Origin of the sequence: Methanoculleus thermophilus (genome assembly GCF_001571405.1) — an archaeon.
GTDB lineage: Archaea > Halobacteriota > Methanomicrobia > Methanomicrobiales > Methanoculleaceae > Methanoculleus > Methanoculleus thermophilus.
This window is the reverse complement of record NZ_BCNX01000014.1, coordinates 15,652-37,582: the sequence shown is the minus strand read 5'-3', so window position 1 is coordinate 37,582 and position 21,931 is coordinate 15,652. Positions and strand designations below refer to the sequence as shown.

Sequence of the window (21,931 nt, the reverse complement as noted above, 5' to 3'; positions counted from 1 at the left end):
TGCGATATAGGCCGTCGTCAGCCATCCGGAGATCTCAGATCCAGCATCAACGCATGCCAATCAGGATTGCCCTAGTCCGGGGCAGTTAACGAGACAACGCCGCTCAAACCATCCGGTTATCCGCATTCTAGGCAATGGAACCGGAAACACCAAAGACCGGGCCCGCAACTCCCACCTGTTCAATCAACCCGGTAAGTATAATCCTCCCGTGGAAACCTATATGAACCCTCATAGGTTACCGGAATAGGAGGATGCCCGATGGAGATTGTGAAGATCCCGAATATGGATAAAGAAGAGTACGATAAACTCATCGAAGAAGGATTTATCAGCCGCATTGCTTTCCAGGGTGCCAAATACCCTTATATCGCCCCGTTTCTGTATGTCTTCGACGGAAAGTTTCTCTACTTCCTTGCGACCAAGTACGGCAGAAAGAATAACCTCTTCAAGCAGCACCCGTATGTCTCCGTGGAGATTGAGAAGTATTCAAGCGATCTCTCCTGCTACACCTTCGTAACCATGCAAGGATACCTGGTGCAGCTTGAGGATGCGATCGAGAAGAAGATCATCAGGGAAAAGTTCGTAGATATGATCAAGAAGCATGGCCTCTCAAAGAATATCCTTGCCGCGCTCGGCCATAAGCCCGAAGAACCGCTCGAGTCGATCGCCTCCGAAGAGCGCTCAAATATCTGGAAGCTCACCGGCGTGACCGATATTGTCGCCTTAAAGAATCTCTAACCCAATTTTTGAGGGCAAACGGCGCCCGTCGGGTTGCCCGCAGATGCGGAACCATAATAGATCCCGCCGGATCTTCGCCGCTCTCCTCGCCGCGCTTCTTATCACAAACCTGCTCCTGCCCACGTTCTTCCCTTTACCCTCAACGGATCTTCACCTGATGCGCCGGTCGTCATCGATGCCCCTGCAACGCCATGGGTCACGAGGTGGGGCCCGGCAGGGACCGGGATAATGTCCCGAGAGCGTTCTATATCTATGGGCCACACTATCCTCCTGCTATGATCAGCATCGGGAGAGAATGGGAGGAACTCACCGAGGCGCTTCTCCGGGCGGATACCCCCGAGCGCGTATATGTCATCGGAGCGACGGACAGCGGCAAGTCGACTCTCTGCCACTACCTCGTCGAGAGGGCTGCTATCCATACGAAGACAGCATACGTCGACTGCGACACCGGGCAGTCCCGGATAGGCCCCCCGACGACCGAAGGGATGGTCATCTACAACGGCGCGCCGGAACCACCATGCCAGTCCTATCTTCGGTTTGTCGGCTCAACCTCCCCCGGCGGTCACTTCATTCAGATGCTGACCGGAGCAAAGCGCCTTGTCGAGAAAGCCGCCGAACTCTCGACCGATGTCACTATCATCGACTCCCCCGGACTCATCTATGGAGGAGCAGGGATCGAGTTCCAGGTTCAGATGATCGACCTTCTCCGCCCGACCCGCATCGTCGCCCTCCAGCATGGACGGGAACTGGAACGAATTCTTGCGAACTTTTCCCGGGACCCCGCAATGGCGATACACCGGATCCCCGTGGCGCCTGCAGCCGTCGCCCGGAGTCCAATCGAGAGGCGACGCTACCGTGAAGAGTGTTTCGCGGCCTACTTTGCCGAAGGGAGGGCACAGGGGATCTCGCTCCTCGGACTCGGATTTCAGGGCAGGATCCCCGACATGAAGAACCCGCACGAGATCAAGGGGCGGTTGGTCTCCTTCAACGATCCGGAGAACTTCGTTCTTGCCCTTGCGATTGTCGAAAAGGTGCACCGTAGAGGGCAGGTGCTCGAGGTCTTCGCCCCGCCCTTCGACCAGGCCGCCGTCGCGTCGGTCAGGTTCGGCTCGATCTACCTGGATCTCGCAGCAGAGCCGGGGTCTATGGAGTCCACCCACCCCAACCCTCATGCCGGAATGAAGGAGAGGAAGAGCGCGTAGACCGCCGCCTGGGCGATGGTGAGCGGGAGACCGACCCGGGCGAATTCGCCGAATGTCAGCGTCTCACCCTCTCTCTCCGCGCACTGAATGATGATGACGTTGCTTGCCGCCCCGAGGATCAGCATGTTCCCTGCGATCGTGCTGCCGGCCGCAAGCGCCATCATGCCCGCCGTGGATGCCCCTAGATGTGAGAGGACGGGAAGAGATAGGGCGACGAAGGGAACGTTCGACACGAACTGGGAGACGATGACGCCCATCGCGAGAATGACCGGGGGAGCGGTGATATCAAGAGGACTCTCCTCGATGAGCGGCTGGAAGACCCCCGACTGCCAGACACTCGCCATAAGGACGAAGAGGCCGGCGAAGAAGGCCAGTGTCGGCCAATCGATCCGATAGACTATCTCAAATCGCCTCCTGCTGCCAAGAAGGATCGGAAGCGCTGCGATGACTGCAATCCATGTCAACCCGATATCGAAGGCAGGGAAAAGCACGGCCGCGAGAATCTTTGCTCCAATCAGGAGAACGAGTAGGATGAGGGAGAGTCGAGCGAGGGAGGCAAGGTCGGGGTCGAGGATCTCCTCCTTTCGGTGCACGAGCGGGATGGCAGAGTTGAGATCATCAGGAAACGCCCGACAGAGGAACCAATAAGCAAGCAAAAGGGAGATCACCGTCGGGAGAGCCAGATAGAGCGGGAACGTGATGAACGGGTTCTCGATACCGCCCGAGAGCGCGATGAGGAGATTCTGCGGGTTTCCTATCGGGCTAGCAACACTTCCCGTCGTGACCGCAAACGCGAGCGAAAGCAGGAGAAGTTTGGGGGATATCCCGTGCCGTCGAGCAAAGTAAAGCATCAGGGGGGTCCCGACGACCGCGAGGGTATCGTTCATCAGGAGCGCCGAGAGGAGACCGCCGCCGATGAGGATGAGAAAGACCAGGTGGCGGACCGATCCCGCTCGGGCAAAGAGATGATAAGAGAGGTGGTAGAGGTAACCGCTTGCCGCGAGCGCTTCCCCGATCACGAACATAAAGAAGAGGAAGAGCATCACGTCAAGATTGATGGATGCGAGCGCATCCTTTGGCGTTATCGCTCCTGCAACGAGGACGGCCGCGGCGCCAAGGAGCATCACCTGCCAGATGCGAAAGTTGATGTTGCCTACTTTTCGGACCGCGATCAGGACGAAGACGACAATGAGGACGATAAGCGGAATGAGGGTGCCCATGATGTGCCAGCGAAGGAGAGTGTACTGATCAAGAGTTCGTCCTCGGGGGAATTAAGGATCACCCTATCTGACGGTATAGTTGATGACGCTCTTCGGATATTTTCAGGGACTGCTCATGAGGTCGATAGGCGTTGATATATACATTCGGCACGGCTTTGCAGCAACTTCAGCACCACGAGAGAGATCGAGTGGCCCGTGTAGAGGGCAGTACGAGCGGGGTAAATTGCTGCATGGCAACGTTTACCGGGGCATCTAAAACAGGGAGCGGCTTCACGACCGAACGGTAGAGAGAGTGCTGACAATTCAGGGGGGCGCGAGATGCGTCAAGAACCTATGAGTGCAGCGCGTTGTAGAAGTTCACATATCGGTCAAGCAGTAAGCGCTAAGAAATGCGGTTTAGAGAGAAGAGGATACACAAAAAGACGACGTCAAGGGGGGAAGTGTCTAGTGTGGATCCAAATCTCTCTGAGAGTGTATGAGAACTCGATTTATTTATACTCTTCGATTAGTAAATTGTAAAAAATAATGGTTTTGACCGGTTGCCCTGATGTTCACAGATTATCGTGCGGGCGCCGTCTCTGCTCTACGTTCTCGTGATTCCGGTCCTTCCACGACTGGACTACCCGGACGGCTAACCCATTCGGTGAACGAACCCTCGTAGATCCGGACGTTCGGGTAGAGGTAAAGCCACTTCAAGAGAACGAACTCGTTTGTAGCCTCCCGGCCGGTCCCGCACGTGCAGATGACAGTCTGGTTCCGATCGACGCCGTGCTCTTCGAGAATGATATCGAGTTCGGCGTTCGATCTGAACTGCATCGGGTTCTCGTCGGTCATCAGGCTTCTCCAGGGCAGGTTGATGGCGCCAGGGATATGCCCGGCGACCCGCCAGGGTCCCTGTCCTTCATAGAACTTTGCCGGGCGCGCGTCGAGCACAACCACACCCTCGTTGTCCTTAATCCGTACGAACTCCTCGTATCCGATAGCGTACTCGTCGCGGACCTCAACGGTGAAGTTGGACGGTTCAACTGTGGGGTAGTCCTGCGAGAGTTCCAGACCCTCGCTCTTCCAGGCATCAAGCCCACCATCGAGGAGGTATACTTTGTTATGCCCATACTTTGCCAGGGTATAGGCCATCATCGTCTGCGCAAGCCCGTCACCCCGACCGGAGAACGCGCCTTTGGAGGTGTAAACAACTACCGGAGAGTCGGCTTCAACACCTGCGCGCCGGAACGCTTCCTGGATACAGGAGTTCGGGCTGTATGTCGTTGGGAAGCCACGGTTGGAGACCCGCAGAACCCCTTCGGTCAGGTAAACTGCACCGGGGATGTGTTCCTGGATGTAGTCGTGCACATCCGGCTGGACATCCAGGATCGTCAGGTTGCTGTCGTTGAGGTGGTCGGCCAGCCAGCCCGTGTTCACCAGTTTGACCATCCCGTCTCCCCGGGGATACGGAACATTATCCCGGTCGCTTAAGGCCTGCATACGTTCCATGCCGCCTGGGGTAAACATCTTCTCATCCATTCCTATCACCTCGTACTGAGAATCTCACCGATACCTGGTGAGCCTGGCCACACTCCGGGTTTGAGACCACATATATCTTATGCAGGACTCAGTGGAGGCATGTTGCGTTTGGGGGAGGCATGCCACAGAAACAGGACAGAGTCCGGAGCCAGGCGACCGGGGCCCGGAGATAACGAAGGTTAATGGGGAAATAACGAGGGGTGATTGCCCCGCTTGTGGAGAGAATACCAGGAGCGGTAGGCAGTACCGGCAGAAACTGCCGGGTGCGAGGGAGGCCTCCCCCTCACTCCCCGGAGATCTCCGGCCCGAGATCGATGCTCTCCCGCGGGTTGAGGATCCGGACCTTGATCGGCGTTGTCCGTTCAAGGGCCTCCTTAAAGCCCTGAAGATCCTGCTGAATGACGGGGAACGTATCGTAGTGCATCGGGATCACCAGCCGCGCCCCGGTGTACCGGGCGGCGATCATCGCCTCTTCAGGCCCCATGGTGAAGCGCCCCCCTACGGGGAGAAGCGCCACATCTGGCCGGTAGAGATCCCGGATGAGCTGCATATCCGAAAAGAGCGCCGTGTCGCCGGCATGATAGACACTGATACCGTCCATCGTGATGACAAAACCGGCTGCTGTGCCGCCGTAAAAGCCCATGCCCTCATCCTCGAGCCATGACGAGTGAAGAGCAGGCGTCATCGTAAACCGGACACCGTCGACGGTGATGCTCCCGCCGATGTTCATCGGCTCGGATGGAACACCCTTCGACGCCAGGTACTTCGCGACCTCGTTGACCGCGACCGTCTTCTTCTGAAGTTGCACCGCAATGCCCATGTGATCCCCGTGAGCATGCGTCACGGCAACGATATCGGGCTTTGTGGGGAGAATTCCATCCGGGATGAAGGGATCGATGAGAATAGTCCGCGATCCGGCAAGCAAGAAACACGCGTGGCCAAGCCAAGTCAACCTCATGGAGAAGAGATCGATCTACGCGGTTAAAAATCTTCAGTGGGACAACAGAGGGTGGAGTGGGAGTTTAGAACTCCCCCATATCTATAGCTTCGGCGATATCGATCGCCTCGGAGAGGCCATCGTCGGTGACACCACGTGTCATCTGTTCAGAGAGGTCACGGTCCTCCATCACATCCCTGATCCGTTCCAGGTAAGGATCCAGGGTTGTATCCCTCTGCTGCTCGATGACGTGGCGGTACTCACGAAGAGTGGAGGGGCTCACATTGAGTTCCTCGCTGATCTCCTTCATGGTCTTTCCCGAATCAAGAAGTTCGGCCATCATACTCTGATCAAACGGCATCTTGAAGTCGAGTTCTCTGAAGAGTTTGAGGCGAACCCGCGCGCGCGCCACGGTCTTGCTCAGTTTCTCATCACCAAGCGCCCTCGCAATCTCCGTATCGTTCTTGCCGTCGTAGTATGCAACCACGAGTCTTGCGAGCTGCCGGGGGGCAAGTTTGGTCTTGAAGTACCCCTGATCGAGGATCTCCCGCATGATCAGGGCAATCTCGCGCTCAACAGCATCGCGATCCCGGAGCGTACCGTGAACCTTCCTCATCGGTTCAACGATCGCCTTCTTGTTCGTGATGGACGTGAACAGCTCAAGGAGCTGCTGCTTGCGTGTATCTCCTGCCATGTCCGTGTCTCTCTGTTCTGTATTCCACCGTCTGGTTCTGAAGGTCATCCACTGACAACCAACAGTATATAAATATTCCCCATGGTGTGGGGGATAACGTTCCCTACATTACAACCGCTAACATTTAAAGGTTACCATATAGTCTCCCGGATGAGAAAGATCATTTTCGAGGATGCGACTCTCTTTCCAGGAATCTTCCCAACCATGGAAATAATACCATATTATCCTGTCCGTTTTTTAAAGAATCGTGATCTCCGGAAAGACGAGAACGACTCTTTATTAGCACCGGCGCTGAAGTATACTGCAAGACTATGGCCGAGACAAGCGATATTTACGAAAAAGTCATGGAAGTGGCCAGGAGACGCGGTTTTGTCTGGCCGTCATCCGAGATATACGGGTCCGTCGCCGGTTTCATCGACTACGGCCCGCTTGGAGCAATGCTAAAGAGGAACATCGAGAACCTCTGGCGATCCTTCTATGTCTTCCAGGAAGGTTACTACGAGATCGAGTGCCCCACCGTCGGAAACGAAGCAATCTTCGTCGCATCCGGCCATGTGAAAGAGTTTGCCGATAAGATGGTGCAGTGTCCGCACTGTGGCGAGTACCTGCGTGCGGATCACATCGCAGCGGAGAACGGCATCGAGAACGCCGGCACCCTCTCCGCCGAGGCACTCCAGGCGGCGATCTATGAACTGCCCTGCCCCTCATGCAAAGAGCGCCTGGGAGAGGCGGGTGTCTTTGCATTCAATCTGATGTTTGAGACCACCATCGGGCCCGGATCCCAGCGGAAAGGCTACCTGCGCCCCGAGACCGCCCAGGGCATCTTCACCGACTTCCCCCGACTTCTGCGCTTCTATCGGGACAAACTACCCTTCGGCGCCGTCCAGATCGGGAAGTCCTACCGCAACGAGATCTCCCCCCGCCAGGGCATGCTCCGGCTGCGGGAGTTCTCCCAGGCGGAGGCCGAGATCTTCGTCCACCCGGACGAGAAGAACCACCCTGCCTTCCACCGCTACGCAGAGTACAAGGTGCCTCTCCTTACCATCGCGCGGCAACTCGAGAACCTTGAACCAGCCGTAAGCACGATGCGCGCTGCTGTAGACGAAGGAGTTGTCGCAAACGAGTACGTCGCCTACTACATCGCGCTGACCCACCAGATCCTCACCTCCATTGGCGTGGATCCGGCAAAGCTCCGGTTCCGCCAGCACCTGACCGACGAACGAGCGCACTATGCGACCGACTGCTGGGACGCCGAGGTCTACTCCGAGCGCTTCGGGTGGGTGGAGATCGTCGGTATCGCCGACCGCACCAACTACGACCTGCGCTCGCACGCCAAGCACTCAGGCACCCCGATGACGGTCTTCATCCCCTACGATGAGCCAAAGCGGGTCACAAAGAGGCGGATTGTCGCCGATATGGGCGTACTCGGCCCAAAATACCGGGGTAAGGCAAAAGCAATCGCGGATGCCCTGGCATCATCTGAGCCGGGTGAAGACGGCGCACGCGTCACCGTCGATGGCGAGGAGTTCTTCATCCCGGCCGATCTCTACCAGGTCCGCGAGGAAGAGGTCGAGGTCCGCGGTGAAGAGGTGATGCCTCATGTCATTGAACCGTCATACGGGATCGACCGGATGATCTACGTTGCGCTGGAGCACAGTTACGCCGAGGAGGAAGTCGAGGGCGAGATCAGGAAAGTCCTCCGTTTCCCGCCGGCGATCGCACCGGTCCAGGTCGCCGTCCTCCCGTTGATGAACCGGGACGGCCTCGATACCATCGCGCAGACGATCACGGAGCGCCTCACCCGGTGCCGCATCCTTGCGCAGTATGACGATTCCGGAGCCATCGGGAGGCGCTACCGGAGGCAGGATGAGATCGGGACGCCGTTTGCGGTCACCGTCGACTACGATACGCTTGAAGACAACACTGTGACCGTCAGAGACCGCGACAGCATGGAGCAGGTCCGGGTACCTATCGAGCGGCTGCCGGAGATCCTCTCCGGACTCATCACCGGTGCAACCACGTTCCGTGAAATCAGGGTATGAACTACGTCTCCCACCCTCTGATCCGGCCAGATTGTATCGAAGAGCGGCGATACCAACTCTCAATTGCGCTCCGCGCGCTTGATGCAAACACCATGGTCGTCCTCCCGACCGGTCTAGGGAAGACGGCCGTCGCGCTCCTCGTCGCGGCATCCCGCCTCTACTCCCACCGGGGGAAGGTGCTGATGCTCGCGCCCACAAAACCCCTGGTCGAGCAGCACCTCCGCTTTTTTAAGCAATTTCTCCTCGCCCAGGATGGTTCCGAACCCCTGGAGTCCGAGTTCGCCATGTTCACCGGGGACACACCCCCAGAGGAGCGGACCAGAGCCTGGGAAGCCTGCCGGGTCTGCTTTGCCACCCCGCAGGTGATCAAGAACGACTGCCTTGCAGGACGATACAGTCTTGCCGATGTCGTACTGCTGATCGTGGATGAGTGCCACCGGGCGGTGGGAAACTACGCCTACGTCTTTCTCGCCGAGCACTACTGTTCCACGGCAAGGGAGCCACTGCTGCTTGCAATGACCGCTTCCCCCGGAGGCGACCAGGCGAAGGTGCAGGAGGTCTGCACGAATCTTCACATCGAGGCGGTCGAGACTAGGGTCGAGACCGATGAGGACGTCCGCCCCTACATCCACGAGCGCGATATCCAGTACATCGACGTCTACCTGCCTGAGGAACTGCAGGCGGCGATCGTCACCCTCCGCGAACTCGTGGCGTCCCGGCTCACCCGGCTTGCAAACCTCAACTTCCAGGTCCCAAAACCGGACAAACTCTCAATCAAAGCGCTTAATGTTCTCAATGCCCAGATCCAGCAGCGCATACGGACACGGGACCCCTCGGCGTTCATCGCAGCATCCCTGCACGCGGAGTGCATGAAACTTCGCCACGCCATCTCGCTTGCCGAGACGCAAGGCAGCGAGGCGCTCAAACTCTATCTCGCCCGGCTTGGAGCGGAAGGAGCCTCGAGTTCGGGGAGCAAGGCAAGCAAACGCCTCGTTGGCGACCCGGCCTACCAGCGCCTCGTCGAGATCGCGAGTGGCTGGAAGGAGGAACTCCATCCCAAGGTCGCGATCGTCCGCGAACTGGTCCGGGCGCAGCTTGAGGCACATCCCGAGAGCCGGATCATCGTCTTTGCCACCTACCGCGACACCGTCCAGACCATCGTCGATACACTCACCGCAGGAGGGATCGCCTGCGAGCGGTTTGTCGGTCAGGCCTCCCGTGATGCCGAGCGGGGTCTCACACAGAAGGAGCAGATCGAAAGCCTTGCCAGATTCCGCAAAGGGGAGTTCAAATGCCTGGTTGCGACCTCGGTAGGTGAGGAAGGGCTCGATGTCCCCTCGACGGACATGGTGATCTTTTATGAGGCTGTCCCTTCAGAGATCCGGAGCATCCAGCGGAAAGGGCGGACCGGTAGGAGCGGCAGCGGCACGATCATCGTCCTGGTGACGAAGGGTACATCTGATGAGACGTTCCGCTACGTGAGCCAGACCCGGGAGCGGGCGATGGTGAAGGGGATCAAGAGCATGAGCGCCGCACCGGACCCTCTGCCCGGCTCCACTCCGGCTGCAGCCATCCCGGCTGTTACCAAGCAGGCAAGTGTTCTGGAGTTTACTTCCATGGGCCCCGCAATCACCATCGATGACCGGGAGACATCATCGCGGGTTGCGGAGCACCTGCATGAGCTTGGGGCATCAATAACGCTCGAGCGCCTTGAGTTCGGCGATTATGCAATCGGGGATCGCATTCTTGTCGAGCGTAAAACCGTACAGGACTTCATGGACACCCTCATCGAGCGGGATCTCTTCGGGCAGATCCGGGCCATGGCCGACGCGGTGCCGCGACCGATCCTGATCATCGAGGGCGAGGATGACCTCTATAGCGTACGCAACATCCACGCGAACGCGATCCGGGGCACGCTTGCCGCAATCACGGTTGATATGGGTGTCACACTGCTCCGCACAAAGAATGCAGACGACACCGCTGAGATGCTCTACGTCCTCGCACAGCGGGAGGGGAGCGAGCGGGGAGAGCGGAAGGTGCACCCGAAGAAATCCTATCGGTCGATCCGTGAGGAGCAGGAGTATGTGCTCGCGGCGTTCCCGAATGTCGGAATCCGGAGCGCACGACTCCTCCTCGAGCACTTTGGATCGCTCAAGGCGATCATAGATGCCGACGCGGACGAACTGGCGTCGGTGCACGGGATCGGAGAAAAGACGGCCCAGAAGATATGGGATCTCGCCCGCAGGCCTTACCGCTGAGCGAGCGCAGCGAGGGCCGCCGCACCCTTCGCAACCGCCTTCATCAGGGTCAGGCACTCGTCGGCCCGCGGCTCACCCCGGATTCGCTCGCAGAGATGGATGATCGTCTGCTCCAGTTCATCGACGACACGGTCCTTCGCCGCGGGCGCGGCCGGCGCGGGCGACGGTGCCTGCACTAACTCGGGAGGGACCTCTCGAACCGGCTCCGACTCGGTGGAAGGGGCTTTGGAGCCCAGAACTGGACAGATCACACACTGCGTCTCTCCTTTGTACTCAAACAGGGGATACCCGCAAACCTTGCAGGATTTTGCGAGCATCTTTCCTCCTTTCAGGAGATACTCAGCCATGACTTCGTCAGCCTTATCCGCCGTCATTTCGTTGAACTCCCTTAATGAACTTATATATGTCTGGATGCCATTAATAATAAAGGGGTAATTCTTATGGCAAGTCCAGACGAAACAATACGGATCTGCATCCAGATGCTGCAGAATATCAGCGAGGATTCCACGATCCCGCGCAATATCCGGCGCGTCGCAGATGAGACAAAATCCGTTCTTCAGGATGAGTCCCGGAGTATCGGTCTCCGCGCCGCAACCGCAATCTCCATGATCGACGAGATCAGCAACGATCCAAACATGCCGGTTCACGCCAGAACCCGGATCTGGGAACTGGTATCGCAGCTCGAAACAGTTCCTCTCGATTAAATTACGTATTCTTTTGTACGATTCCGGCAAAATGCTGCTATTCGGGGTTGTTAATCAGGCACCGTACCCCTGCCCGGTATGCACCCTCGATTGCTTGCCGGAATCCTCAATTATCACCAATCGTTGCGGTCGTTACCCTTGAACAGTGATATAGACCGAACGTTTGCGGCTTTGTCTCACATCGAGCTCAAGCAAGACGATCTGCTGCCAGGTGCCGCAGGCAAGCCTGCCACCGATTACCGGGACGGAGAGGGAGGGGCCGACGATTGCTGCCCGGACATGAGATCGCCCATTGCCATCGCCCCACGCCGCGTCGTGAGCGTATGGTATGTCAGCCGGGGCGATGACCGAGAGCGCCCGGCGGAGGTCGGAGAGCACACCGGGCTCGTACTCGATGGTGGTGACGGCAGCGGTCGAGCCTGCGACGAAGACGTTCGCAAGCCCCTCCCGCACACCGCTCTCATCGACCGCCTGCTGTACGCGGGGCGTGAGGTTGACGATCTCCCCCTCCCCATGCGTCTCAACCTGGATTGTAGTCTGGAACATCCCCAAAAATCACCTCAACGGTATTCCGGTTGTCTCCTCCATTATGATAAACGTCCCGCATCGCGGAGCGCCGCAAGGATTGCCGCACGGACACCGTCGCTAACCTCATCGTTCATCGCCGCGCGCAGCAGCCCGATCGCCGCCTCGCCGCCGATCGCTCCAAGAGAACCCGCGGCACTCCGTCGCACAAACTCATTCTCGTCGCGGAGCATGGCCCCAAGATGCACTACCGCGCGCGGGTCACCAAGCAGCCCGAGTCCTTTCGCCGCCATGTAGCGGACGTGATCTTTTTCGTCAGCGAGAGCGGCGATGAGAGGCGCATACGCTTCACCGTCACCGATCAGACCAAGGGCTTCCGCGGCACGGTAGCGCACCTTCCAGTCGCCGTCTTGCAGCAGGGCTATACAGGCAGGTACTGCCGGTCTCCCGAGCGCAACGAGCCCGCGCATCGCTTCTGCCCGGACATCTTTGTCCGGAGCGGAGAGCCGGGAGATGTGGATCTTCAGATCCTGTTCATTCGCAATCCGTGTCATCGCAAGTCACATCCGCGGATGGTCCCCGCGATAAGAGATTGAGAGCGATGCGCTATAAGGATTGAAGATCTGTCCACGAAATAGCAAAGGAAGATAAAAGAATTGGACGCCCAGGACGGAATTCGAATCCGTGTCGACGGCGTGACAGGCCGTCATGATAGGCCACTACACTACCTGGGCACTTGTTGGTGGATCCCGCCTCCCGGATTCGAACCGGGGACATCGCGGTAGCCGCGCAGTTCGCCCGAGAGCGAAAACTATACTACAGCCGCGCACTCTACCAGTCTGAGTTAAGGCGGGTCCCTGCTCTAACAATGTTGTCGTGATGAGTTATTATATTTTTCGCCCACTTGCCAGCCGGTCCTGCACAACCAGGAGCATTATTCATATATTAGTTCTAATAACTGATATAATCATGAACTCCACAAACGCTGAAGCAACCAGGTACGCTGAAGCGTACTGTCTTCTTCACCGATAGCCGTGCGAAAAAGAACGTCACTGTTTTCGACACCACACTGCGCGACGGTGAACAAACGCCGGGCATCTCATTCACGCGCGAAGAGAAGCTCGGTATTGCAGAGCAACTCTCGAAGATCGGAGTGCACGCCATCGAAGCGGGCTTTCCCGCATCGTCTGATGCCGAGCGCGAGATCGTCAAATCCATCAAGGCACTCGGGCTCACGTCACAGATCTGCGGTCTAGCGCGATCGCTCCGGGCCGATGTGGATGCGTGCATCGACTGCGACGTCGATATGGTCCATGTCTTCATTCCGACATCCGACGTCCAGCGCGAGTACACCATCAAAAAGACCCGTGAGGAGGTCCTCGATGCAACCGGCGAGATCGTCTCATACGTCCGTGACCATCTCGACCAATGCATGTTCTCGGCGATGGACGCGACGAGGACAGACTGGGACTACCTGATAGAGGTCTTCCGTGTCGCGGTGGATGCGGGGGCAACGGTCATCAACGTCCCCGATACGGTCGGCGTGATCACGCCGGCGGCCATGAAGCGCCTCATCACCAGGATCAGAGAGGAGGTGGACTGCCCCATCGACGTCCACTGTCACAACGACTTCGGGCTTGCGGTGGCAAACACCGTCGCGGCGGTCGAGGCGGGCGCATCCCAGGTCCAGGTGACGGTGAACGGCATCGGGGAGCGGGCCGGGAACGCGGATCTCGCGCAGACGGTGATGGTCCTCTCATCAATCTATGGGATCGATACCGGGATCCGGACAACAAGCCTTGTAGAGACCTCAAGGCTTGTTGCACGCTACGCGGGGATGAGTATTCCCGCCACGCAGCCGATCGTCGGCGAGAACGCCTTTGCCCACGAGAGCGGGATCCACTCCCACGGTGTGATCGCCCGGTCAGATACGTTCGAGCCCGGGATCATGACCCCCGAGATGGTCGGTCACCGGCGCAGGCTGAAACTCGGCAAACACGCCGGGAGGCACGCAGTCAAGCAGATGCTCGCCGAGGTGCACATAGAGCCCACGGACGCACAGCTCGATGAGATTGTGTTGCGGATGAAGGGGATTGCCGGTAAAGGCAAGCGCGTGACGGATGCCGACCTCTACGAGATCGCGGAGAGTGTCATGCACCTTGCGCCGAACGAGAAGACTCTGGAACTCCAGGATGTCGCTATCATGACCGGGAACCACGTCATCCCGACAGCGAGCGTCAAGGCGACGGTCAATGGGGTGGAGCACGTCTTCTCAAGCGTCGGCAACGGGCCGGTGGATGCGGCCGTGCGGGCGATCCTCGGGATCATTCCTGTCCCGGTTCATCTAAAAGAGTTCAACATCGAGGCAATCTCCGGCGGCACCGATGCACTCGGCCACGTCACCATCACCGTTGAGGATGAACTGGGTCGGGTCTTTGATGCCAGCGCATCAAGCGACGACATCATTCTGGCATCGGTCGAGGCGATGATCAACGCGATCAACCTCGTTTGCCGGACGCGGAAGAACGACCGTGAGCGGGAGGAGTGAGCACCCGCTCCCCTATTTTACCAAAAGTTCCAGGTTCAGGCAGGACCGGAAGGCTGCTGCTTCCCTTCGAGTGCTCCCCTGATCTGTGAGGATAACTGCTCAAACCTGCCCTGAAGAGCCTTCTCCTGTTTTTCAAGCGACTTAACCCGAAGTTCGAGCGTCTCGATGCGTTCATTCAAGGAGGAGAGCACCTGCTCCCGGCTCTTCTGCATCATGACGCTGCCGACGTTCATAAATACTGCCGCATCCTCGGGAACATCGGCAAGATCCTCGACCGCCCGCCGGGCTTCGCGGATCGTCAGTTCATACTGTGCTTTCTGTGAGATCACAGCCTGCAGCTGCTGCTGCATCTGCTGGAGCATTGCCAGCTGGTTCTGTACCTTAGGTGGGATATTTTCCATATTCATCAACCCTCCCAGAATGGGATAACGATCTGTAACAATATTTCGGATGCGGGCGGAAGGCCTCCCCGGCCCGATGCCCTTTCTCTACATCATAGGGGCGTGAAGCCCATAAAATGTGAGGGTTCAGGGAAGGGAGTTTTCTGGCACCGTCATCACTCTTGAGGGGCGACGATCTCCCTCATCTCGATCGCTATAGTGATCAGCCGAAGCCAGGTATTCAGGGCCGCCCGGAGGGCAGGTATATCGCTTGCAGTCACCTCAAGGATGAGTCTATCGGTGCCCTCAAGCCGTACGTGGACGGACGAGCGGTCTCCCACGTCGCCCATCTCCTGACAGACGGAGAGGTAGAGGGCACGGGCATCCTCGGTCGTGAACGCAAAAACGGCCGTATGATGGTTCACGAGGCCACCTCCAGCGTGTAGCGCTTCCGCTGCGTACCATCAAAGACAATCCTGTTTCCGGGAAGGACCTCGGCAGCGAATACAACGTTGACGTGGTCCTTGAGGGTCTCGAACACGGATCGGTTCGAGACAAAGAGCCCGCGGGCAATCGCACCCGGCCGCTCCGTGACGGTGAATGACCGGATGGCAATCTCTCCGACCAATTCTTCGTTCGAGAAGATCTGGATGATAAAAAGGGGGCCCGATCGAGAGACGATCAAAACCCGATCGTCAAGGGAGAAGAGGTCACCCATACCCGCCTTGCCACGGGTGACATACTCCCCACCGATCGCGAACGCCAGATCCCTGGAGAGGGTGCGCACCTCAGGGAGGGGCTTGCGTGACGTCGTGACGATCGTCATCGAGCCTTCAGATCTTTTATTGCTGCGCCGCGCTCTTTGAAAAGGATACGGTATCCACAGTAGGGACAGCGAATATTGATATCGATCTCTACTTTCTGTTTGCATCGAGCGCACTTATAGGCAGCCACGACTGATTAGCCCTCCTTCTGCAGCGAACGCTCAATGCTCCGCGCGGCAACACGCATCGCGGGAGTCTCGGGAGCGTAACTGCCGCCGGCAAACTTAAACCCGCACTTGCGGCACAGCCAGATCCCTGTTCCCTCACGCTGGACCGTTTCCCGGTCACAGCGGGGACAGACGTGGCGCGCATTTGAGATCTGCTCGATCTGGGTCACTCTCTTCCGGATAAACCGGCCATACCGCGGGCCAAAACGCCCGGAACTTCCGACTACCCTGCCCTTGGCACTCTGTTTGCGGTTTGCCATTTAGCGTACCTCTTGTATGTCCTCTAATTTTTTGCGCTGTCAATTAATATAGTTACTCACGAGATGCGCTCGAGAATCCGGCTCTCCGCGCAGCCCTTTGAGATCTTGTTTATAAGGTCGTAGAACTCCCCCTGAATGCCTGCCGGAATCCTCGCGACAGCAATCCAGGAACCATCCTTCTGCCACTCGTTCTGCTCGATGGTCGCTGCACTCTGGAGTTCACCATAGGCTCTCGCTGCATAATCCGCCGGGATCTTTACTGCGATGCGGAGTTCCTCAAATCGGATGGGGAGAATGGGGCGGAGTGCCTTGACCACTTCCTTGACCTGCTCTTCAACCCCTTTGAAGGGGTCGATGTTCACCCTCGCCTCCTCCATGGCAAGTTCAATCCGCTGCGGGGGGTGGGGGTAGCCGGTCTGCGGGTTGACGGCGTTCCGCGATATGAACGTAATGATCCTGTTGCGTTTATCTGCAATGAGTTGACGGCGCTGCTCGGCGGTGAGATGAATCTCGCCTTTCTGAATGATCCGGAGCGCAATCTGCTCAAACTCGGTCGTCTTGAAGACCTTCTGGAGAGCCTCATCAGAAGCGCGTTCAGCATGGGCGGCGTTTGAGAAGATGGAGTCCGCTGCTATTACATCCTCCAGATCAACATTCTCTCCCTGCCGGATACGCATGGCCTGGTCAGGGTCGACAAGCACCTCGAATCGCTCACCGTAGCTCTCAAGCCGCGCTACAACTGCCTGGTCCAGGGGTATCATAGAAGGTGCACTCACTCTTCAAACTGGTCGACGTATCTCTTTACCTCTTCCTTCTCCATCCTCCGGAACATCCGGGTCGCGATGGAAACGACACCGATCTCGATGGCACTCACATCCAGTTTGCCTTCTGTCGCGGCATGCAGGGCCTTGATACCAAGTTTTATAGCGCCAGCAAAGTCCGCATCTTCCTGGTACTCGTCCTCAAAGACCTTCATGACCGCCGGGCGGCCCGTACCTATCCCGGTCGCCTTGTACTCGAGGAGCGTGCCGCTCGGGTCGGTCTCAAACAGCCGTGCCTCTCCGTCGCTGATCCCTGCAATCAGGAGAGCAGTCCCGTAGGGGCGTGCACCGCCAAACTGGGTGTAGGTCTGCATGTGGTCGCAGAGTTTCTTTGCAAGAATCTCAACGTCAATCGGCTCGTTATAGGAGACCCGGTTGATCTGGGCCTCAACCCGCGCTCTGTCCACAAGAGAACGCGCATCACCGACGAGGCCGGAGGATGCCACGCCGATATGCGCATCGATCTTGAAGATCTTCTCGATGGATACCGGCTCGAGGAGACGGGACGTAACCCTCTTGTCGACGATCAGCACAACACCTTCGCTGCACTTGATCCCGACGGCCGTTGTGCCCCGTTTCACCGCTTCTCTTGCATACTCAACCTGATAGAGCCTTCCGTCCGGGCTGAAGACCGTGATCGCCCGGTCGTATCCCATCTGATATTGTGGTTGCATTATCGTTCCTCCAAATCGGCTTCGGTGAAAAACAATGACTTCTGATGTTTAATACCCTTTTCGACCAAATCAACCTTTTGACGGGGGTAGCGGTATACCATGAAATACGTTTCCCCGACCTTTGCTTCCCCGGGCTCCGAGAGGAGTTGGATAGGTTTTATCCGGCGCCGCAATGCACGAATGGTCCCGGATGTGGCGACCGTGCGGAGTGCTACTCTCTCATCGGCGATCATGGTGACCGTTGTAAGGGCCGTAGCGATATCGCTCTCGGTTCCCCGCCGGCATCGGATCATAACGTATCCCCCATCACAGAAGACCACCGCCGGTTGTGCAAGACCGACAGTTACGTCCCCAAGAAGGGTTGTCGCCGCCTCGATGACCGAGAGGTAGACCTGCTTTGAGTCCGCTGCCACCCGAGACGGAACGATCCGTGCAAGGATATAACGCCACTTCGTCCGCATCGCCGGCGGTCTCGGTTTCATTCAACCACCCGCACGGGCGCTTTCGGTTCAATGATCCGGCCGACGGAGGAGAGGGCCTCGCTCACTTCCGACCCGGTCATTCCGAAAAGGGCACAGAGACCCCGGATCTCCCGGACCGACCGCTGCTCAAGGATCGAGTGTGCATCGGATGATATCGTCAGCGGAAAGCCATAGCGGCGCTGCAGCAGGAGAACGTCTGCATACCGCTGCAGCGCCATCTGGCGCTTTGCCCCGCGAAGCTGGATGATGGGAGCAATCGAGATATTCACCGCAACACCCCGCTCTGCTGCCGTCCGTGCGGCAACATGGTCGAAGGCGTTCTTCCGGGTAGTGTGGATGTTTCTGATGACGTTCACTTCCTTGACCGAGACTATGGCCCGGTTAAAGGCGATCTCCCCTGCGTTGACGAAGACCACGTCTGCCTGCCGGACAGCGGGCTCACGGACCTGCTTGAGAACCTCTTTTTGAGAGGCGGCATTGATCACGGCCCCCCGGAGAACCTCCAGTCCGTTGAATCGGTCTCTGACATTCCCGACGGCAACGATGCTATCGAACCCGAGCTCCGCCGCTTCGAGCGCCATGCGGCCGATGGTCGAGTCGCCGGCAGGATAGGGACATACACTGGCGTCTGTGATCTTCATTGTGCGCGGGCCGTATAGAAAAAAGGGTTATTTATTTCCCGCGGTTCGCGTGGGAACGGATGCTTGGACGGGTCTTCTCGGTTCCACGACCACGCTTCCGCATTCCGCGCCCCTTCATGCCGGCAGAGGTCTTGCCGCGCTCCGCCCGTCCGCGGTGAACGGGGTCGGCTATCCATGCGAGGTTGCGGTCGCTCTTGATTGACGGGTGGTGACCGTCGACCAGGATCACTTCAAACCACTTTGCCCGTCCGTCTTGCCCAACCCAGTAGGAGTTCAGGACTTCCATGTTCGGGAACTTGCGGGATGCACGCTCCTCGGCCATGCGCTGCAGGCTCTTTGCCGGGGTCATCCGGCGCATACCCATGCGTGCAGTCCTGCGACCGCGGACGTACCGCGACTTCCTCCGGCCGCCACGGCGGACCTTGACCCGCACGACGATGACACCCTGCTTAGCCTTGTAGCCGAGCGACCGGGCCCGGTCGATCCGGGTCGGGTGCTCCACGCGCACGACGCTCCCCTCGCGCCGCCATCTCTGGAGGCGCTCCCAGAGGAGGCCTTTCACTTCGGACCTATCAGGCTGCTTCCAAGCATCCCGAACGTAGGCATACATTGACTTTGCCATTCTTTTATCACCTCAGGTTCAGCGTTTCCGCCACATTCCTTTCCGGGACGTATCCCGTGGTCTTTAACAGGTTGACGGGAGCATAGATAAAGGATTCTCTTCGCCGGCACCCACCCGCAGGGAGATCTAGACCCCTTTGCGCTTCTCAACAACGCGGATGGCATCGATCCGGGTGACCGGGTACTGCCCGTTCTCGTCTTTCTCCGCGGATTTGACCATATCCCAGACGGTGAGAAGAGCGACCGAGACTCCGGTGAGGGCCTCCATCTCGACGCCCGTCCTCCCGTAGGACTTAACGCGGGCGGTCGCCTCGATGTAACCGTCGCCCTCCGTAAAGTCGATGGTGATCCCGGCGAGCGGTATGGGGTGGCACATGGGGATGATACGCGGGGTATCCTTCACCGCGAGGGTGGCCGCCACCCGTGCGGTCGCAAGCACGTTGCCCTTGACCACGGTTCCCTCCCGGATGGCCCGGAGTGTCTCGCTCCGCAGGTAAATCCTTCCGCTCGCGATCGCTTCCCGGGGAACCTCGGACTTTCCCGAGATATCCACCATCTGCGCGCGATCGTTCGCGATATGCGTGAATATCGGCTTTTCGCTCTGTTTGCCGGACTCGTTCATTGGTATCAGGAGATCTTCTGTTTTTTCGGGGATAAAAGAGGGTGTCTCATCAAAGGTCACTCTGGCGATCTCTCCCGGAAGAGTTCGTCCGGGATGTACTCGAGCATATCGGTCGCGATCAGTCCGTTCCCCCGCTCCTCTGCGGCCCGCATCCCGGCCCTGCCGCAGACGTAGGCTGCAATCGAAGCCGCCTCGAACGCGGGAAGTTGACAGAAGAGCGCCCCGGTAATGCCGGCAAGCAGGTCGCCCGTCCCACCGGCGGTCATCGCGGGGGCCCCTGTCCGGTTGAACCTGACCCGTACCCCGTCGGATATGATATCGACCGGGCCTTTGAGCAGGATGGTCCCCGTCGTCGCGGCGGCCTTCACGCATCGGCCACGCGCAATAAGATCCGACGGGAGGTCCGTACCCGTCATCCGGGCGAACTCGCCCCCATGCGGGGTGTAGATCGTCTCCTTTGCCGTCGGAAGGGGACGGACGAGCGCATCGGCATCGAAGACCGCTCGCTTCGCCGCCTCCGCGATGGCGAGGACGACATCGTGGCTCGCTTTGCCAAGCCCCATCCCGCAGACGACGACATCGGCCCGCTCGACGAGGGGGAGGATCGTCTCCAGGTGATCGGCTGTGATCACGCTCCCCTCCAGGCGCTCGTAGATCAGGTCCGGCATGGGGATATACGCAGGCGAGGCGATCCGGACGATATCCGCCCCGGCACGGAGCGCTCCCATTGCGGCGATGTAGGGCGCCCCCTGATAGGGGCCGCCTCCGACGACGAGGACCTCGCCGCCGGCACCCTTGTGGGCCCCGGGCGCGCGTGCCGGGAGGAAGGTGAGATCGCCGGGACCGGTGTAGACCTCGGCCTCGAGCGGGATGCCGATATCCACGACGTCCGCACCCTCAACTTTTGACCGGTGGAACGAGAGGATCCTTGCCGCCCTGATCCCGGGGGTAGGGACGTCGACGGCAATGATGGGCGCGCCGCTCGCGTTCGCCCGGGCGACGAGGGTTGCAAACGGCTCCCGCACCGCGCCGGATATCCCGGTGCCGAGCATTGCATCGACGATGAGATCGGCCGAGTCAAAGAGCGGGGCGAGCCGATCGATATCGGCGGCGCACCTGATAGGATGGAGGGAGACGGAGCAGTGCCGGAGGAGGGAGAGTTGGGTGGTGGTCGAGGCGGTCATCGAACCGCAGTCGGGATAGACGACATCGACTGCATCGAGGTGCTGGAGGTAGCGGGCCGCAACCATCCCGTCGCCGCCGTTGTTCCCCCTCCCGCAGAGGACGAGGACACGGGAGGGTTTGTAGGAGAGGACTGCATCCGCAGTCGCCCGCCCGGCGCTCTCCATCATCAGAAGCGGCGGCAGCCCGAGCGCAACGGCATTCCCCTCGACTGCCTTCATCCTGCCGGCATCGATGATGCCGGTCTCCAGAAACTCGCGCATACTCTCCGGTGTCATGCATGGCCCTCTAAACGTTGTCTGATTGGTGCTATGGCGTTTCTCTCATAGATATCTTTTGAAAGCGCGATGATTCGAAGAATCGGAGTGCGAGCACCGATAGGTGCGAGGAGCGACGGTTTGAAGAACCGGAGCTGGAGCACTGTTAGGTGCGAGGAGCGACTGGTCGAAGGACCATCGTGCTTCACACCCTTCGGGTGCTTACGCTCCGATCCTACGAATCGTCGCAACTCGAAACTCTTCGAGATTCTCACGCTCGCTTTGCTCGCGCCTCAAAACCCACCGTCTTTCAGGACATCCTGAAACGTGCTGATACCCGGTGGCCCCACCTGACACGGATTCCCACTGGACATCGCACTAGGGGGTGGGGCTGACGGGGAGGGGGGAGCATCCCCCCTCCCCTGTCTCCTCCCCCCTGAAATGCGATGCCCCCACGGTCCAGTGCATCGGGTTCTTGTATCGTTATGGTTGCACTGCATTACGACCCGCATTACACCGTGTTGGCCTGTGTCCTTCACCCCTTGGCAATTGCCCACACCACCGAGTCCCTGACAAGCTCCATAAACAGACAAAGGGGTCCCGCTGAACGGAGG

General features: G+C 58.7%; 25 protein-coding genes and 2 tRNA genes. 6 read left to right on the top strand and 21 right to left on the bottom strand.

Annotated features, from left to right (window positions below; all coding sequences use genetic code 11):
• Nucleotides 1-258 precede the first annotated feature (258 nt).
• A complete protein-coding gene (locus tag MCUTH_RS10800) occupies nt 259-735 on the top strand; it encodes a pyridoxamine 5'-phosphate oxidase family protein (protein WP_066958797.1) in 477 nt (158 codons plus the stop codon).
• Nucleotides 736-1,010: 275 nt separating this feature from the next.
• A complete protein-coding gene (locus MCUTH_RS10795) occupies nt 1,011-1,937 on the top strand; it encodes a Clp1/GlmU family protein (RefSeq protein ID WP_066958806.1) in 927 nt (308 codons plus the stop codon).
• On the opposite strand, the gene MCUTH_RS10790 is transcribed toward MCUTH_RS10795, so the two are convergent.
• The 4 genes from MCUTH_RS10790 to MCUTH_RS10775 all read right to left on the bottom strand — a co-directional run bounded on the left by MCUTH_RS10790 (nt 1,904) and on the right by MCUTH_RS10775 (nt 6,309).
• The gene (locus MCUTH_RS10790) at nt 1,904-3,157 is read right to left on the bottom strand and encodes an ArsB/NhaD family transporter (RefSeq protein WP_066958796.1); all 1,254 of its coding nucleotides are present in this window, start codon (nt 3,155-3,157) and stop codon (nt 1,904-1,906) included. The two genes, MCUTH_RS10795 and MCUTH_RS10790, sit on opposite strands and share 34 nt — an antisense overlap.
• A 558-nt stretch (nt 3,158-3,715) precedes the next feature.
• Complete coding sequence (locus tag MCUTH_RS10785) at nt 3,716-4,678, bottom strand: sulfurtransferase (RefSeq protein ID WP_083524873.1); 963 nt, start codon at nt 4,676-4,678, stop codon at nt 3,716-3,718.
• Between the two features lie 283 nt (nt 4,679-4,961).
• On the bottom strand, nt 4,962-5,636 hold the full coding sequence (locus MCUTH_RS10780; RefSeq protein WP_066958795.1) for a metal-dependent hydrolase: 675 nt from the start codon (nt 5,634-5,636) through the stop codon (nt 4,962-4,964).
• A gap of 64 nt (nt 5,637-5,700) precedes the next feature.
• Nucleotides 5,701-6,309: a helix-turn-helix domain-containing protein gene (locus MCUTH_RS10775; protein WP_066958794.1), complete on the bottom strand. Its 609-nt coding sequence runs from the start codon at nt 6,307-6,309 to the stop codon at nt 5,701-5,703.
• 311 nt (nt 6,310-6,620) lie between these two features.
• On the opposite strand from MCUTH_RS10775, the gene glyS reads away from it, so the two are divergent.
• Both glyS and MCUTH_RS10765 read left to right on the top strand, forming a co-directional pair.
• Nucleotides 6,621-8,351: a glycine--tRNA ligase gene (glyS, locus tag MCUTH_RS10770; protein WP_066958793.1), complete on the top strand. Its 1,731-nt coding sequence runs from the start codon at nt 6,621-6,623 to the stop codon at nt 8,349-8,351.
• Nucleotides 8,348-10,609 (top strand): DEAD/DEAH box helicase, encoded by a 2,262-nt coding sequence (locus MCUTH_RS10765; protein WP_066958792.1) that lies wholly within the window; start codon nt 8,348-8,350, stop codon nt 10,607-10,609. Before glyS ends, MCUTH_RS10765 begins: the two co-directional genes overlap by 4 nt.
• Here MCUTH_RS10765 and MCUTH_RS10760 read toward each other — a convergent pair.
• Nucleotides 10,600-10,983, bottom strand: a complete 384-nt coding sequence (locus tag MCUTH_RS10760; RefSeq protein WP_066958791.1) for an Sjogren's syndrome/scleroderma autoantigen 1 family protein — start codon at nt 10,981-10,983, stop codon at nt 10,600-10,602. The two genes, MCUTH_RS10765 and MCUTH_RS10760, sit on opposite strands and share 10 nt — an antisense overlap.
• A gap of 66 nt (nt 10,984-11,049) precedes the next feature.
• Here MCUTH_RS10760 and MCUTH_RS10755 point away from each other — a divergent pair, with 66 nt between their 5' ends.
• The gene (locus tag MCUTH_RS10755; RefSeq protein WP_066958790.1) at nt 11,050-11,313 is read left to right on the top strand and encodes a UPF0147 family protein; all 264 of its coding nucleotides are present in this window, start codon (nt 11,050-11,052) and stop codon (nt 11,311-11,313) included.
• Nucleotides 11,314-11,445: 132 nt separating this feature from the next.
• On the opposite strand, the gene MCUTH_RS10750 is transcribed toward MCUTH_RS10755, so the two are convergent.
• From MCUTH_RS10750 to MCUTH_RS10735, 4 genes are all read right to left on the bottom strand, one after another.
• Nucleotides 11,446-11,859 (bottom strand): secondary thiamine-phosphate synthase enzyme YjbQ, encoded by a 414-nt coding sequence (locus tag MCUTH_RS10750; protein WP_066958789.1) that lies wholly within the window; start codon nt 11,857-11,859, stop codon nt 11,446-11,448.
• A gap of 41 nt (nt 11,860-11,900) precedes the next feature.
• Nucleotides 11,901-12,392: a HEAT repeat domain-containing protein gene (locus MCUTH_RS10745; protein WP_066958788.1), complete on the bottom strand. Its 492-nt coding sequence runs from the start codon at nt 12,390-12,392 to the stop codon at nt 11,901-11,903.
• Nucleotides 12,393-12,499: 107 nt separating this feature from the next.
• Nucleotides 12,500-12,572, bottom strand: a tRNA-Asp gene (locus tag MCUTH_RS10740).
• 13 nt (nt 12,573-12,585) lie between these two features.
• Nucleotides 12,586-12,692 (bottom strand) — tRNA-Tyr (locus tag MCUTH_RS10735).
• 149 nt (nt 12,693-12,841) lie between these two features.
• Here MCUTH_RS10735 and MCUTH_RS10730 point away from each other — a divergent pair.
• Nucleotides 12,842-14,386: a 2-isopropylmalate synthase gene (locus MCUTH_RS10730; RefSeq protein ID WP_066958787.1), complete on the top strand. Its 1,545-nt coding sequence runs from the start codon at nt 12,842-12,844 to the stop codon at nt 14,384-14,386.
• Nucleotides 14,387-14,421: 35 nt separating this feature from the next.
• Here the strand turns inward: MCUTH_RS10730 and MCUTH_RS10725 are convergent, their stop codons facing one another.
• The 12 genes from MCUTH_RS10725 to MCUTH_RS10675 all read right to left on the bottom strand — a co-directional run bounded on the left by MCUTH_RS10725 (nt 14,422) and on the right by MCUTH_RS10675 (nt 21,323).
• Nucleotides 14,422-14,787 (bottom strand): prefoldin subunit beta, encoded by a 366-nt coding sequence (locus tag MCUTH_RS10725; RefSeq protein WP_066958804.1) that lies wholly within the window; start codon nt 14,785-14,787, stop codon nt 14,422-14,424.
• 155 nt (nt 14,788-14,942) lie between these two features.
• Complete coding sequence (locus tag MCUTH_RS10720; protein ID WP_066958786.1) at nt 14,943-15,191, bottom strand: KEOPS complex subunit Pcc1; 249 nt, start codon at nt 15,189-15,191, stop codon at nt 14,943-14,945.
• Nucleotides 15,188-15,592 (bottom strand): Brix domain-containing protein, encoded by a 405-nt coding sequence (locus MCUTH_RS10715; RefSeq protein WP_066958785.1) that lies wholly within the window; start codon nt 15,590-15,592, stop codon nt 15,188-15,190. The genes MCUTH_RS10720 and MCUTH_RS10715 overlap by 4 nt, the downstream gene beginning before the upstream one ends.
• A complete protein-coding gene (locus MCUTH_RS11465; protein WP_083524872.1) occupies nt 15,589-15,720 on the bottom strand; it encodes a DNA-directed RNA polymerase subunit P in 132 nt (43 codons plus the stop codon). The genes MCUTH_RS10715 and MCUTH_RS11465 overlap by 4 nt, the downstream gene beginning before the upstream one ends.
• A gap of 6 nt (nt 15,721-15,726) precedes the next feature.
• Entirely contained in the window at nt 15,727-16,017 is a 291-nt protein-coding gene (locus MCUTH_RS10710) for a 50S ribosomal protein L37ae (RefSeq protein ID WP_066958784.1), read from the bottom strand.
• A gap of 56 nt (nt 16,018-16,073) precedes the next feature.
• Nucleotides 16,074-16,778, bottom strand: coding sequence for a ribosome assembly factor SBDS (locus MCUTH_RS10705; RefSeq protein ID WP_066958783.1), 705 nt, complete (start codon nt 16,776-16,778; stop codon nt 16,074-16,076).
• An 11-nt stretch (nt 16,779-16,789) separates the two neighbouring features.
• Nucleotides 16,790-17,512: an archaeal proteasome endopeptidase complex subunit alpha gene (psmA, locus tag MCUTH_RS10700; protein ID WP_066958782.1), complete on the bottom strand. Its 723-nt coding sequence runs from the start codon at nt 17,510-17,512 to the stop codon at nt 16,790-16,792.
• Nucleotides 17,512-17,994 (bottom strand): Rpp14/Pop5 family protein, encoded by a 483-nt coding sequence (locus tag MCUTH_RS10695; protein ID WP_066958781.1) that lies wholly within the window; start codon nt 17,992-17,994, stop codon nt 17,512-17,514. Before MCUTH_RS10695 ends, psmA begins: the two co-directional genes overlap by 1 nt.
• Nucleotides 17,991-18,635 (bottom strand): RNase P subunit p30 family protein, encoded by a 645-nt coding sequence (locus tag MCUTH_RS10690; RefSeq protein ID WP_066958780.1) that lies wholly within the window; start codon nt 18,633-18,635, stop codon nt 17,991-17,993. The genes MCUTH_RS10695 and MCUTH_RS10690 overlap by 4 nt, the downstream gene beginning before the upstream one ends.
• 31 nt (nt 18,636-18,666) lie before the next feature.
• Nucleotides 18,667-19,257, bottom strand: a complete 591-nt coding sequence (locus MCUTH_RS10685) for a 50S ribosomal protein L15e (RefSeq protein ID WP_066958779.1) — start codon at nt 19,255-19,257, stop codon at nt 18,667-18,669.
• Nucleotides 19,258-19,383: 126 nt separating this feature from the next.
• Nucleotides 19,384-19,878: a cyclic pyranopterin monophosphate synthase MoaC gene (gene moaC, locus MCUTH_RS10680; RefSeq protein ID WP_066958803.1), complete on the bottom strand. Its 495-nt coding sequence runs from the start codon at nt 19,876-19,878 to the stop codon at nt 19,384-19,386.
• A 56-nt stretch (nt 19,879-19,934) separates the two neighbouring features.
• Nucleotides 19,935-21,323, bottom strand: coding sequence for an NAD(P)H-hydrate dehydratase (locus tag MCUTH_RS10675; RefSeq protein ID WP_224732805.1), 1,389 nt, complete (start codon nt 21,321-21,323; stop codon nt 19,935-19,937).
• Nucleotides 21,324-21,931: the final 608 nt, after the last annotated feature.

Bases quoted from the DNA above. Each gene is read 5' to 3' on its own strand.
- MCUTH_RS10755 (WP_066958790.1), top strand. From the start codon at position 11,050: ATGGCAAGTCCAGACGAAACAATACGGATCTGCATCCAGATGCTGCAG.
- MCUTH_RS10785 (WP_083524873.1), bottom strand. From the start codon at position 4,678: ATGGATGAGAAGATGTTTACCCCAGGCGGCATGGAACGTATGCAGGCC.
- MCUTH_RS10765 (WP_066958792.1), top strand. From the start codon at position 8,348: ATGAACTACGTCTCCCACCCTCTGATCCGGCCAGATTGTATCGAAGAG.
- MCUTH_RS10775 (WP_066958794.1), bottom strand. From the start codon at position 6,309: ATGGCAGGAGATACACGCAAGCAGCAGCTCCTTGAGCTGTTCACGTCC.
- MCUTH_RS10795 (WP_066958806.1), top strand. From the start codon at position 1,011: ATGATCAGCATCGGGAGAGAATGGGAGGAACTCACCGAGGCGCTTCTC.
- MCUTH_RS10790 (WP_066958796.1), bottom strand. From the start codon at position 3,157: ATGGGCACCCTCATTCCGCTTATCGTCCTCATTGTCGTCTTCGTCCTG.
- MCUTH_RS10695 (WP_066958781.1), bottom strand. From the start codon at position 17,994: ATGAAACCGAGACCGCCGGCGATGCGGACGAAGTGGCGTTATATCCTT.
- moaC (WP_066958803.1), bottom strand. From the start codon at position 19,878: ATGAACGAGTCCGGCAAACAGAGCGAAAAGCCGATATTCACGCATATC.
- MCUTH_RS10710 (WP_066958784.1), bottom strand. From the start codon at position 16,017: ATGGCAAACCGCAAACAGAGTGCCAAGGGCAGGGTAGTCGGAAGTTCC.
- MCUTH_RS10725 (WP_066958804.1), bottom strand. From the start codon at position 14,787: ATGGAAAATATCCCACCTAAGGTACAGAACCAGCTGGCAATGCTCCAG.
- MCUTH_RS10800 (WP_066958797.1), top strand. From the start codon at position 259: ATGGAGATTGTGAAGATCCCGAATATGGATAAAGAAGAGTACGATAAA.
- MCUTH_RS10690 (WP_066958780.1), bottom strand. From the start codon at position 18,635: ATGAAGATCACAGACGCCAGTGTATGTCCCTATCCTGCCGGCGACTCG.
- MCUTH_RS10675 (WP_224732805.1), bottom strand. From the start codon at position 21,323: ATGCGCGAGTTTCTGGAGACCGGCATCATCGATGCCGGCAGGATGAAG.
- MCUTH_RS10780 (WP_066958795.1), bottom strand. From the start codon at position 5,636: ATGAGGTTGACTTGGCTTGGCCACGCGTGTTTCTTGCTTGCCGGATCG.
- MCUTH_RS10705 (WP_066958783.1), bottom strand. From the start codon at position 16,778: ATGATACCCCTGGACCAGGCAGTTGTAGCGCGGCTTGAGAGCTACGGT.
- MCUTH_RS10685 (WP_066958779.1), bottom strand. From the start codon at position 19,257: ATGGCAAAGTCAATGTATGCCTACGTTCGGGATGCTTGGAAGCAGCCT.
- psmA (WP_066958782.1), bottom strand. From the start codon at position 17,512: ATGCAACCACAATATCAGATGGGATACGACCGGGCGATCACGGTCTTC.
- MCUTH_RS10760 (WP_066958791.1), bottom strand. From the start codon at position 10,983: ATGACGGCGGATAAGGCTGACGAAGTCATGGCTGAGTATCTCCTGAAA.
- MCUTH_RS10750 (WP_066958789.1), bottom strand. From the start codon at position 11,859: ATGTTCCAGACTACAATCCAGGTTGAGACGCATGGGGAGGGGGAGATC.
- glyS (WP_066958793.1), top strand. From the start codon at position 6,621: ATGGCCGAGACAAGCGATATTTACGAAAAAGTCATGGAAGTGGCCAGG.
- MCUTH_RS10715 (WP_066958785.1), bottom strand. From the start codon at position 15,592: ATGACGATCGTCACGACGTCACGCAAGCCCCTCCCTGAGGTGCGCACC.
- MCUTH_RS10745 (WP_066958788.1), bottom strand. From the start codon at position 12,392: ATGACACGGATTGCGAATGAACAGGATCTGAAGATCCACATCTCCCGG.